Here is a 12,334-nt window from a genome sequence, read left to right as displayed (position 1 = left end):
GGCTCACAGATTCAATCAGGAAGCTGAATCGGTCGCCATTTTCTTCGACACATAAAGCTTCTGATACAGCGCCGTGAAGATCGGCAGCACCGCGAGGATGATCGCGATCGTCATGATCGTCGAAACGATGCCGTTGGCGAAGAAGATACCCATCTCGCCGTTGGACATCAACATGGCCTGACGGAAGGCGTTCTCCGTACCGCCACCCAGCACGAGTGCCAGAACGATCGGAGCCAGCGGGTACTTGAGCTTCTTCATGACGTAGCCCAGCACGCCGAACACCAGCATGTACCACACGTCGCCCATGGCGTTGGCCACGGTGTAGGCACCGATCGAGCACGCGATCAGGATGATCGGAGCAATGATCGAGAACGGTACGCGCAGAATCGCGGCAAACAGCGGCACGGTGGTCAAGCAGACGATCAGGCCCGCGAGGTTACCGAGGTACATCGAAGCGATCAGGCCCCACACGAAATCCTTTTGCTCGGTGAAGAGCAGCGGACCCGGCTGAAGACCCCAGATCATCAGACCACCCAGCAGCACGGCAGCCGTCGGCGAACCCGGGATACCCAGGGTCAGCATCGGCAGCAGCGCGGCCGTACCGGCGGCGTTGTTGGCCGTTTCCGGACCGATCAGACCGTCGAGCTCACCCGTACCGAACTTGTCGCCATTCTTCGAGAACTTCTTGGAGATACCGTAGGCCATGAAGGAGGCCGGGGTAGCACCCGCCGGAGCGATACCGAGGCAGGAACCCAGGATCATCGAGCGCAGGAAGTTGGCCCAGTGCTTGCCGAGCATGCCCCAGGTCTTCAGCACGATCTTCGGATCGATCTTGGCGGCCACACCCTTGAAGGACAGGCCCTCTTCCATCGAAACGAGAATCTCGCCGAGGCCGAACATACCGATAACGGCAATCAGGAACTCGAAACCACGCATCAGTTCGGACGTACCGAAGGTCATGCGCAGCGCACCGGTCACAACGTCCATACCGACGCAGGCCAGTGCAAAACCGAACATGGCTGCGACGAGCACCTTGGAAGCCGCTTCTTTGCCCATCGACATGAAAGCAGCGAAGGTCACGCACATGATCGCGAAGTATTCCGGCGGACCGAAGCGCAGCGCGTACTCAGCGATGATCGGAGCGAGGAACGTGATCAGCAGGATCGCGAAGAACGCACCGATGAACGAAGCGGTAAACGACGTGGTCAGCGCTTCACCGGCCATGCCGCGCTTTGCAAGCGGATAGCCGTCGAAGGTTGTCGCAACCGAATACGAACATCCCGGAATGTTGAAGATGATTGCCGTGATGGCGCCGCCGAACAGCGAGCCCCAGTAGATGCACGACAACATGATGATGGCCGATACCGGCTCCATGCTGAACGTCAGCGGCAGCAGAATCGCGATACCGTTGGCGCCGCCGAGACCCGGCAACACGCCCATCAGCACCCCGAGGAAAATGCCGACAAACATCAGCAAAACGTTCATGGGGGTCAGGACGGTCTGCATCCCCCCCAAAAGAAGTCCTAATTCTTCCACTTCCCTACTCCTTTTTAGTCTTCTCCACCGTGTTGCTCCACGGTGTCATAGCTGGTTGAACGAAAAATCCTAGGCAGAATCAGAGGCCCAGAGCAGCCTCGATCGGGCCCTTCGGAAGCGGAACCAGGAACCAGATTTCGAACATCCCAAAGATGAGAGTCGGAACGATGACCGCGAACGGCAACGTGCGGACAAACGAATATCCGCCGTTCAGCATCATGAAGCCGATGATGTACAGCGCTGCTGCAGCATACAGACCGATGTAGCTCATCAGGAGTACATAGACCACGGTCGGGATATACACCTTGATGACCGACTTGATCTGACCGCGGGTGACGAAAGATGAGTCGCCCGTTGCCTTGTTACCCGGTGCAATGGCGGACAGGATGATCAGTGCAGCACCGAAGATCAGCAAGCAGCCAATATAGAACGGGAAGTAGCCGGATTCGGGGCCCATGTCGCCCCATGAGTTGCCCAGACGCAGCGAGTCATAAATGACGATTGCGCCAAGCAGGATAAAGAACAACGCAGTTGCGATGTCCATGGCCCGGGTCGAAACCAGAGACTTGTCATCGCCATGCGTGGCCTGATCTTGTTCCATTCGTTGTTACCTCAAGTACGTAAAAGGCTCAAACCGGGAGGACGGCCTAACAATATTACGTGCGCAACGGTTCTCACCGGAGCGCACGCGTTTTTACCAAAGAGCAACACGCCCGGCCGGAGGAGGCCGGGCGTGAACTTTGCTTACTTCGCGAGGAAGCCCGCAGTTTCCATCAGCTTGCGGTGGGTCGCTTCAGCGTCCTTGAGCCAAGCCGTGAATTCAGCACCGTGCATGGTGGTCTGGTTGAAAGCACCGGTTTCCATGAACTTCTTCCAGTCTTCCGTGGCCATGACCTTCTCGAACACGCTGACGTAGTAGTCGACCACGTCCTGCGACACGCCCGGGGCAGCCATGATGCCGCGCAGCATCTGGTAGACCACGTCAACACCACCTTCTTTGCAAGTCGGGATGTCGGACCAAGCCGTCGTTTCCGTAACCTTGTTGGTGTAGGTGCTGCGCTGAGCATCAAACAGGCACAGCGGACGCAGCGCGCCACCACGCCACTGGGAGACGGCTTCCAGCGGGTTGTTGACCGAGGAGTCGACGTGCTTGCCGACCACCTGGGTTGCCACAGCGCCACCGCCCTTGTACGGCACGTAGGTCCACTGGGCACCGGTGGATTCCTGCAGGGCCACGGTGATGATCTGGTCTTCCTGCTTGGAACCGGTACCGCCCATGCGGAACTTGCCCGGGCCGGCTTCCTTGACGGCGCTGGTGTAGTCCTTGGCCGTCTTGTACGGCGTATCGGCGTGCACCCACAGCAGGAACTGGTCAAGCGCCAGCATCTTGACCGGAGTCAGGTCGGACCAGTTGAACGGAATACCCGTAGCCATCGGCGTGGTGAACACGTTCGACAGCGTGATGATCATCTTGTGGGCGTCGTTCTTGGCGTTCTTGACGTACAGGAAGCCTTCTGCGCCCGCACCACCGGACTTGTTCACCACGACGAGCGGCTGCTTCATCAGATCATGCTTGACGATAACGCCCTGGATGAAGCGGGCCATCTGGTCAGCACCACCGCCGGTACCAGCCGGGATGATGAACTCGACCGGCTTGGTCGGTTCCCAGGCGGCGCTGGCAGCGATCGGGGCGCCGAAAGCAACTGCGGCGGCAAGGGTGGTCAGGACGGGGATGGTCTTGTTGATAGACTTCATTGATGATCCTCCTTAGGTGATTACCGGACGTTCCGGATGCTTTTCCGGGTCTTCCGATTCGCTTTCCGCCACCCCGACCGGAACAGTCGGAGCTACGGTTTGTCTTAGTACTTTTTCTGAGGCAGCGATAAACCTCGTTGATAAAAGGATAAAGGATGCTGCAGTCGAAGCAAGCTTTTCCTCGGCCGAATCTTGACGGACGTCAACATTTGCTCACAGTACTTGGTTCAGCAACGACGCGGGATTCAAGGTCGCACGCATCGCCCGGAAGAAAAATTGGGGTAAACGCTAGGGGTTTGTAGACGACGGACTTCAGACCATCCTAATGTCATTTACTGGGCGCAAAAAAAAATCCCGAACGGCATTCAATAATGCCAATCGGGATTCTTGAAAACTCTCAAAAACCGCACTACAAAAGGGCTTACGTGAATCTTACACAGACCCCTTTTCGACTCCGCCCCGCCCCTCAGAAAGACAGGCCAACGCAGCAGGAGCGCTCATCGGGGCAAACCCCAACAGCGCTCAAAAGAACGACGGGAGCCACTCCGGGCGTGCTGCGTCCCGGCGCGCCCATTTCAGCGCATCGAGAATCTTGTCAGGCGCCTGATTGCCAGAGAACCCCTTTTTGCCGTTAAGCACGAGAAACGGAACAGTCGTGATGCCAAGTCGCTTGGCTTCCTGGTCAACCCCTTTGACCCACTCAACATCAACGTCGCTGGCGAGATAAGCGCGCAATTCGGCTGCATCCAGCCCGCAAGCAACCCCGATCTCCCCGAGCACGTCGTGGCTTGACAGATTCCGCCCCTCCACGAAGTAAGCGCGATAGAGCGGCTCCGCAACGGCAGCGCGCTTGCCGCGCTGCTCCGCAAATCGCATCAGACGATGCGCATCCATTGTGTTGGGCTGAACCTGAATCAGGTCGAAGCGGGACTCTATCCCCTGCCGCTGCGCTGCCTTGATGGCATCGGCGAAGAGGTTCGGGTCATTCGCGCGTCCTGGATACTTGTGCTTGAGATAGTCCTCGCGATCCACACCCTCGCGCGGCAACGACGCATTGAGCATGAACGGCAACCAACGCACCTCGGGCTGGCGCTCACCTTCATAGGCACTGGCGTAGTACTCAAAGGCCTTGTCGATGTAGCGTTTGCCAACATAGCACCAAGGACAGACGACGTCGGAATAGATGTCGACGGAAAACGGTTTCATTGCAGCTCCACGATTCGCAAAGTCGTCTTAGGACGTCTTTTCAGGAAAAAGTTCTAGGCGCCGCCCCAGCGTCCCAGTGTATGAAAGCGTGCACCGGCAAGCACCTCACGCTGACATTGCGCCGCCTGCGGGTCTGCACGCGGTGAAGCAAAAATCTCCGGCGCTACGACCTGCAGCGCCCCTCTGGTCTCGGCATCCTGCAGCGCCTCATCCAGTCCATCCGGATCGACCCAATCAAGCTTGGCGGACTCAAACCGTGCATACACCCTGCCGCTTTCGCGCAAGACAAAATTCACGCTTGGAAGGCGTCGGATGCATTGCAGCAGGAACAAGGCATTTTGCTCTACGGCCATCTGCTCGGACGGTGGGTAGACGGCCTCGGGGCTTTCGGCATGGACGTTGATCTTGCGAAAGCGGTCAACGTCGATCAACCCCTTCACATCCAGGATGTTCATGCTACCGTTCCAGCCAAACGCCACGGTAAGCGGTGTTTCACCCTTGGGCACGCTGTTGTCGAGGAACTCGTAATGCACGGACTTGGTCGTGCGCAGCGCCCAGGTGAAGAAGATCTCGGGCATGCCCGAGAAGGCCTCTACGTTGTGCGCAAGCAGATCTTCCACCGACTTGAAACGACCGAACTGAAGGCCCCGCAACCACGCACGTTCTACCGTTTGCTGTGGCGGCGTGATCATGAAGAAAATGTAGATCAAGTGCCCGAACCGGGTCAGCAGGTTGCTGCCTGCCTTGTCCGAATCGAGTGCAAAACTGTCAAAGCGAAACCGGTCGATCAACAAGTGCGACATGTTTCCGCCTTCGGCCTTGCGCGCCATGTAGCGGTCGAGCTTGTGGTCGATGATCTCAAGCTCGATCCCGGACAGTGCACCAGCGTACTTGTAGGCTGGGCCCAGAGAAGCATAATCGAGCAGATACTTGCGCCAGATATCCGGACTGATCAGAGCGAAGTCCGACCACTGCGCACCAACCCGCTGAACCAGCCGCTCCTGCATCGGCCGTAAAGTGCTCTTACCGGATGCCGACGCCCCCTTGGTGTTGAGCACGACAGGCTGGGCCTGAGCCGGCAGCACTGCATACCCCTGCTGGCCGGCGGCCTCATGCACCAACGGCTCGATCAGCCCACCGATGGCTTCACTTCCATAATCATTGGCAGCCATGCCGGCAGCCAACGAAGCCAGCACCTCCCGATCCGCCCACATTCGGCCATGCTTGATATGCATGGCCGACACTGCGCGCGACAGGGCGCGGTACACCGCCCGGCGCAGGGCATCGCCATCCTCGCCCGACATCCTGGCCCACTCGCGACGCACGCGTTCTTCGTGCTCGGGGCCGTGATCCCTGACGTCGGGAGTGCCCGCGCGATCCTTGCCGAACAAACGGCCAAGTCGCGACAGCATCCCGGTCTGCTTGACTTCGACCGCGCCCGTGCGGAACAGCGTCTCATCCAGCACCTTGAGGATGAAGGCATCAATCTCAATACGGATCCGATCGTACTCGGCCACGAGATCGCCCATCCGAGGGGCGATCCAGCCCGCGCGGATGCGATCAGCCATTTCACGGAAGTTGATGCCGAGCTCTTCGTAACGACTGCCGGCGGGAACGGAAAGATCGGCGGTGATGCGTATCAGGAGCTCGTGAAGCACCAGCCTCTCGGGCCGAAACACCACCAGCTCCTGCAGCTCGAGACCGGTGAAATCACGACACTCATGCGCGTGTTCAATACTGGTGAACACGTTCTCGGGACGGAAGATGGTCGACAGCGGCAGAAACTGGCGCGGAACTTCGGGGCCGAGCCCAGGATTCCACGGACCGAAGCCATCCGCCAGCTGACCCGCTCCGAGCTGGCCAGCTCCGCCACCTTCGCCGGCGGGCGAGGGGCTATTACTCACGAACCTCAAGCACCCCGGCTTCGCGCAGATCCTGATAGACGCCCGCATCATGCAGGGCCTGGTACATCAGGATGGAAACGGCATTGCGCTTGACCATGCGCGGAATGATGTAGCCGGCGAGGAAGACCAGCACGCCCGTGATGTACCAGCCAATCAGCACCAGCCCGACCCCCGCCCCCAGCACTGGCAGCGTAAACAGCGGCAACCACAGACGCTGTTTGAGGTAATTCTCAGCGGTGACTTGTGGCATGAACGCGTTCAAGGTGCCGTTCTGGTAGGCGTCGACAAACTCCTGATGGTTCATATTGCTTCCACTGATTCCTAAGGTTTGAAACCATTCGCAGCCATGGTGGCTGCGCAACGGGACTCATTATTGCATGGCGCGCTGACGGCAAACGACCCGGCGCAGGGGTACCTGTACCGGGTCGTTCTAGACAGCCTGCGAACTACCGGTCAGATTGCCTTCTCGGTGCGCATCGCTTCAATCTCGTCGGCGCTGTAGCCCAGCTGCGCCAGCACCTCATCAGTGTGCTCACCCAGCAGCGGCGAACGAGTCACCTCGGTGGGGCTGCCGGACAGCTTGATGGGGTTGCCGACGGTCAGGTACTTGCCACGTTCCGGGTGATCGACTTCCACGATGGTACCGGTGGCACGCAGCGACGGTTCGTAGGCAATCTCTTTCATCGACAGGATCGGACCGCAAGGGATATCGTACTTGTTGAGGATATCCATGGCCTCGAACTTGGTCTTGGTCTTGGTCCACTCCTCGATCGTTGCGAAGATCGACACCAGCTTGGGCAGGCGAGCCTCCGGCGTGGCGTACTCCGGATCACTGATCCACTCATCCTTGCCGATGACCTTGCACACTGACTCCCACACCGCAGCCTGGGTGATGAAGTAGATGTAGGCGTTGTTGTCGGTTTCCCAGCCTTTGCACTTCAGGATCCAGCCCGGTTGACCGCCGCCAGAGGCGTTGCCGGCACGCGGCACGGCATCGCCGAACTCGCCGTTCGGATACTGCGGATACTCCTTCATTGTGCCGGTGCGCTCAAGACGCTGCTGATCGCGCAGCTTGACGCGGCACAGGTTCAGTACGGCATCCTGCATCGGGGCCAGCACTTTCTGCCCCTTGCCGGTGACCTTGGCCTGGTACAGCGCAGTGACCACGCCCAGGGCGAGGTGCAGACCGGTACCGCTGTCACCGATCTGAGCGCCGGTCACCATCGGGGGACCGTCCTCGAAACCGGTGGTGGAAGCCGAACCGCCGGTGCACTGGGCGACGTTCTCATAGACCTTGCAGTCTTCATAAGGACCGGGACCGAAACCTTTGACCGAAGCCAGGATCATCTTGGGGTTCAGCTCCTGGATGCGCTCCCAGGTAAAACCCATGCGATCGAGTGCGCCCGGGGCGAAGTTCTCGACCATGATGTCGCACTGTTTGATCAGGCGTTCAAGAACTTCCTTGCCCTTCTGGTTCTTGGTATCCAGCGTCACCGAGCGCTTGTTGTGGTTCAGCATGGTGAAATACAGGCTGTCCACGCCGGGAATGTCGCGCAGCTGCGCACGGGTCGCATCGCCTACACCGGGACGCTCAACCTTGATCACGTCTGCACCGAACCAGGCCAGGAGCTGAGTACAGCTCGGACCGGACTGCACGTGTGTGAAATCAAGAACGCGAACGCCTTCTAGCGCCTTAGTCATCAGGTTTCTCCTCCAATACCAAATTGCGGAATCGCAAATACTTGTTCGGGTCTAGCCGGTTTGCGCACCGTGAAGGATGGCAACCAACGGCGAAAAATTTTGAGCGGGCATCTTAGTCATGCGCCGAAAAGACCTTCAATGACGCCGGTCAACATTTCGGGATCACTGCACGAGATGGCTGACAATCCGGATTATCACGCAAAGATGCGACGGATAACGAAGCGCCGCGGCAGGACCACTTCGGACGACCGGATATAATGGCGGTTTTCGGCGCAGCACGCGACCCCACACGGTAACGCGCTGCGCCCAACACGCAAAGAGGAGCCCCGCAATCATGCGCGCAATCGAAATCACTCAGCCAGGCGGCCCCGAAGTCCTGCAACTGTGCGAACGGCCGGTACCGCAATACAAGTCAGGCGAGGTGCTGATCCGCGTGCTGGCCGCCGGCGTGAATCGGCCTGACGTTCTGCAGCGCACCGGCAGCTACCCCGTGCCTCCGGGAGCGTCCGATCTGCCCGGCCTGGAAGTCGCCGGGGAGATCGTCGACGGCGACTTCAGCACCACCACCCTGAAGAAGGGTGACATGGTCTGCGCGCTCGTGCACGGCGGAGGCTACGCCGAGTACTGCGTCGCACACGCAGGGCAGTGCCTGCCGATCCCGAAGGGCTACACGCCGACGGAAGCCGCTTCACTGCCCGAAACCTGCTTCACCGTCTGGAGCAATGTCTTTGACCGTGGCGAGCTGACCGAAGGAGAATCCCTCCTGGTGCAGGGCGGCACGTCGGGCATTGGCGTAACGGCCATCCAGATCGCTACGGCCATGGGTCACCGCGTGTTTGCCACTGCCGGCTCGGACGAAAAATGCCGTGCGTGCGAGTCGCTTGGCGCCGAAATCGGCATCAACTACAAGTCCCAGGACTTCGTCGAGGTCGTCAAGGAAGCCACCAAAGGCAAGGGCGTTGACGTCATTCTCGACATGGTCGGCGGCGACTATGTCCCCCGCGAGATCAAGGCCCTGGCCAATGATGGCCGGCTGGTATTCATCGCACTGCTTGGCGGCGGCAAGGCCGAAGTACCGCTGGGGCAAATCCTGATCCGGCGTCTGACGGTCACCGGCTCGACCTTGCGGCCGCGCTCGGACGACTTCAAGGCCGCCATTGCCGCCCGGTTGCGTGAGCGCGTTTGGCCGTTGATGGATGCAGGCAAGATCAAACCGGTCGTTTATCAGACCTTTGCGCTTGAAGAGGCCGGCAAGGCACATGCACTGATGGAGTCGAGTCAGCACATCGGCAAGATCGTGCTGAAAGTCGCAGACGCCTGATTCCTGGCGCGCACAAACAAAAAGCCCGGAGAAACCTCCGGGCTTTTTTCATGGCTGGCCGGGTTTCCCCGGCCACAAACTTCTTGCTCAGTGCATGAGTTCCAGCGCCTTGCCACCACCGTAGCTCGACTGCTTGGGCTCCGTGCCTCCGGTGGAAACACGCACTGCGCAGTACTTGAACTCCGGAATCTTGGCGGCCGGGTCGAGTGCAGCGTTGGTCAGCGTGTTGATGGCCGCCTCATAGAACGCGAAGGCCACAAACACCGCACCACGCGGCGTACCTTCTTCGGCACGCGCCCACAGCGAAACCTTGCCACGACGCGACTCGACGGTGATCAGGTCGCCCGGAGCAATCCCGAGCTGGGCCATGTCCAGCGGATGCAGCTGCGCCGTCGGATCCGGCTCGATCGCATCCAGCATGGAGGCGCGGCGGGTCATCGAACCCGTGTGCCAGTGCTCGAGCTGACGGCCGGTGATCAGCACCATCGGGAACTCGGTATCCGGCTGTTCGGCTGCGGGAATGATATCCGCCGGCACGAAGCGTGCGCGACCGCTCTTGGTCGGGAAGTTGTCGACGAAGACCACCGGCTGACCGGGGTCGCCTTCCTTCTCGCACGGATACACAACGGCATCCTCGCGTTCCAGACGGTCCCAGGTAATGCCACCGATGCTCGGCATGGTCTTGCGCATCTCGTCGAACACTTCGGACACGTGCTTGTAGTTCCAGCCGCAATCGAGCTTGTTGGCCATGTCCTGCAGAATCCACAGATCCTGACGCGCATCACCCGGAGGCTTGATCGCGGCACGACCCATCTGCACCAGACGGTCGGTGTTGGTGAAGGTGCCGTCCTTCTCGGGGAAGGCGGAGGCCGGCAGGATCACGTCGGCCAGATACGCGGTTTCGGTCAGGAAGATATCCTGAACAACCAGCAGATCGAGCGACGCAAGACTGTGGCGTGCGTGGTTGGCATCCGGGTCGGACATTGCCGGGTTCTCACCCTGCACGTACATACCGCGGATCTCACCACGATCAATTGCGTGCATGATTTCCACCACGGTCAGACCCGGCTTGGGATCAAGCGACTCCTCCGACACGCTCCAGGCCTTGGCGAACTTCGAGCGAATCGCCGGATCGACGACGCTCTGATAGTCCGGGTACACCATCGGGATCAGACCCGCGTCGGACGCGCCCTGCACGTTGTTCTGGCCGCGCAGCGGATGCAGGCCCGAACCCGGCTTGCCGATCTGGCCCGTCATCAGCGACAGGGCGATCAGGCAGCGAGCGTTGTCAGTGCCATGCACGTGCTGCGACACACCCATGCCCCACAGGATCATCGAGGCCTTGGAGGTGGCGTACAGACGGGCGACGTAACGGATGGTCTCTGCGTCGATGCCGCAGATCGGCGCCATCTTCTCCGGCGAGTACTGGGCAACGTTCTTTTCGAGCTCCTCGTAACCGCTGGTGCGGTTGGCGATGAAGTCCTTGTCGACCAGGCCTTCGCTGACGATGACGTTCATCATCGAGTTCAGCAGCGGCACATCCATGTCGGGCTTGAACTGCAGCACGCGGTGAGCGTGACGTGCGATATCGGTGCGACGCGGATCCATGACGATCAGCTTGGTACCGCCCTTGACCGCGTTCTTGATCCAGCTTGCGCCGACCGGGTGGTTCACGATCGGGTTGGCACCGATCAGGATCACGACTTCGGCCTTGGCAACGTCCATCACCGGGTTCGACACTGCGCCGGAACCGATACCTTCGAGCAGCGCCACAACCGACGAGGCGTGGCAAAGACGCGTGCAGTGGTCGACGTTGTTGTTGCCGAAACCGACGCGAACCAGCTTCTGGAACAGGTAAGCCTCTTCGTTCGAGCCCTTGGCCGAACCGAAACCGGCCAGCGCCTTCTTGCCGTGCTCATCACGAATCTTGCGCAGACCGCCGCCTGCCATCTCCAGCGCCTCTTCCCACGTAGCTTCGCGGAAGACATCCATGACGCTATCCGGATCCATAACGAAGTCGCCGCTCTTGGGCGCATCGGCGCGGCGGATCAGCGGCTTGGTCAGGCGGTGCGGGTGGTGGGCGTAGTCAAAACCGTAACGGCCTTTCACGCAGAGACGTTTCTCGTTTGCAGGACCGTCACGACCCTCAACGTAGAGAATCTTGTTGTCTTTGACGTTATAGGTCAGCTGGCAGCCGATGCCGCAGAACGGGCAGACCGAATCGATCTGTTTGTCGGGCGTCGTCAGGGCCACTTCGCGCGCCGGCATCAGGGCGCCAGTCGGGCAGGCCTGCACGCATTCGCCGCAGGCCACGCAGGTGGAGCCGCCCATCGGATCGTCCATGTCGAACACGATCTTGGTGTGGGCACCACGGAAAGACAGGCCGATCACGTCGTTAACCTGCTCATCACGGCAGGCGCGCAGACAACGCGTGCACTGGATGCAGGCGTCGAGGTTAACCGCGATGGCCGGATGCGACAGGTCCATGGCCGGCTGCTCACGCGGGGCAAAGCGTGGCTTGCCGAGGCCGAGCTTCTGCGACCAGAAATCCACCTCGTTGTGACGGGTGTACTCGGTCTCCGGCATGTCCGACTGCAGCAGCTCGAGCACCATCTTCTGCGACTTGACGGCGCGCTCGCTGTCGGTGGAAACCTTCATGTTGTTCGACGGATGGCGGCAGCACGACGGTGCCAGCACACGCTCGCCGTCGATCTCGACGACACAGGCGCGGCAGTTGCCGGCAGCCTCAAGACCATCCATGTAGCACAGGTGCGGGACAGGAATGCCCTCACGCTTTGCAACGTCGAGAATCGTTTCGTCCTCGCGGCCGCTCACCTCACGACCGTTCAGCGTGAAGGTGACCATCGGCGCGTCGGACTGCACCACTTCGTTCTTGGTAATCGCGTTCATT

9 protein-coding genes are annotated in these 12,334 nt (G+C 60.1%); 1 reads left to right on the top strand and 8 read right to left on the bottom strand.

Annotation, left to right across the window (positions count from 1 at the left end):
- Positions 1-15: 15 nt before the first annotated feature.
- From AC6H0R_RS08050 to frc, 7 genes are all read right to left on the bottom strand, one after another.
- Positions 16-1,485, bottom strand: coding sequence for a tripartite tricarboxylate transporter permease (locus AC6H0R_RS08050; protein ID WP_497580843.1), 1,470 nt, complete (start codon positions 1,483-1,485; stop codon positions 16-18).
- 130 nt (positions 1,486-1,615) lie between these two features.
- The gene (locus AC6H0R_RS08045) at positions 1,616-2,137 is read right to left on the bottom strand and encodes a tripartite tricarboxylate transporter TctB family protein (RefSeq protein ID WP_497580842.1); all 522 of its coding nucleotides are present in this window, start codon (positions 2,135-2,137) and stop codon (positions 1,616-1,618) included.
- A 143-nt stretch (positions 2,138-2,280) separates the two neighbouring features.
- Positions 2,281-3,291, bottom strand: coding sequence for a Bug family tripartite tricarboxylate transporter substrate binding protein (locus AC6H0R_RS08040; protein WP_497580841.1), 1,011 nt, complete (start codon positions 3,289-3,291; stop codon positions 2,281-2,283).
- Positions 3,292-3,813: 522 nt separating this feature from the next.
- Positions 3,814-4,497 carry a DsbA family oxidoreductase gene (locus AC6H0R_RS08035; RefSeq protein WP_497580840.1) on the bottom strand — a complete coding sequence of 228 codons (684 nt, stop codon included), beginning with the start codon at positions 4,495-4,497 and terminating at the stop codon, positions 3,814-3,816.
- A 53-nt stretch (positions 4,498-4,550) separates the two neighbouring features.
- A complete protein-coding gene (locus AC6H0R_RS08030; protein ID WP_497580839.1) occupies positions 4,551-6,410 on the bottom strand; it encodes a DEAD/DEAH box helicase family protein in 1,860 nt (619 codons plus the stop codon).
- Positions 6,394-6,705: a hypothetical protein gene (locus tag AC6H0R_RS08025; protein WP_497580838.1), complete on the bottom strand. Its 312-nt coding sequence runs from the start codon at positions 6,703-6,705 to the stop codon at positions 6,394-6,396. Before AC6H0R_RS08025 ends, AC6H0R_RS08030 begins: the two co-directional genes overlap by 17 nt.
- Before the next feature lie 149 nt (positions 6,706-6,854).
- Positions 6,855-8,102: a formyl-CoA transferase gene (frc, locus tag AC6H0R_RS08020; RefSeq protein WP_497580837.1), complete on the bottom strand. Its 1,248-nt coding sequence runs from the start codon at positions 8,100-8,102 to the stop codon at positions 6,855-6,857.
- 334 nt (positions 8,103-8,436) lie between these two features.
- On the opposite strand from frc, the gene AC6H0R_RS08015 reads away from it, so the two are divergent.
- Complete coding sequence (locus tag AC6H0R_RS08015) at positions 8,437-9,423, top strand: NAD(P)H-quinone oxidoreductase (protein ID WP_497580836.1); 987 nt, start codon at positions 8,437-8,439, stop codon at positions 9,421-9,423.
- An 87-nt stretch (positions 9,424-9,510) separates the two neighbouring features.
- Here the strand turns inward: AC6H0R_RS08015 and fdhF are convergent, their stop codons facing one another.
- Positions 9,511-12,333: a formate dehydrogenase subunit alpha gene (gene fdhF, locus AC6H0R_RS08010; RefSeq protein ID WP_497580835.1), complete on the bottom strand. Its 2,823-nt coding sequence runs from the start codon at positions 12,331-12,333 to the stop codon at positions 9,511-9,513.
- Position 12,334: the final 1 nt, after the last annotated feature.

It is taken from the genome of Pseudazoarcus sp. NS36 (genome assembly GCF_059703705.1).
Note: the sequence above shows the minus strand (reverse complement) of the source record. Positions and strands in the feature narration are given on the sequence as shown.